1 protein-coding gene is annotated in these 278 nt (G+C 45.0%); it reads left to right on the forward strand.

What is annotated here, in order from left to right; translation table 11 throughout:
* The coding region (locus tag AAEY88_RS13295) for a multicopper oxidase domain-containing protein (RefSeq protein ID WP_350563150.1) at positions 1 to 278 on the forward strand (278 nt) is incomplete at both ends.

A 278-nucleotide genomic window follows, 5' to 3' on the forward strand; every position in this document is an offset into this window, starting at 1 on the left:
GTATCAACCTGCGTGAGATTGATAGAAAGGTTTTGACTTATGACCAATTACGCTCTGTCGATGAGGCCATATTTGCGGAGCAGCGCCAGCCTACTAGAGAGATCGAGCTACATTTAACGGGTAACATGGAGCGCTATATTTGGGCCTTAGATGGCGTTATGTTTAAAGATGCAACCCCTGTCAATATTAAGCCTAACGAACGCGTACGTATTACCTTAGTCAATGACACGATGATGAATCATCCGATGCATCTGCATGGAATGTGGAGTGATTTGCGC

The sequence above is a fragment of the Psychrobacter sp. CAL346-MNA-CIBAN-0220 genome, assembly GCF_040309805.1.
GTDB lineage: Bacteria > Pseudomonadota > Gammaproteobacteria > Pseudomonadales > Moraxellaceae > Psychrobacter.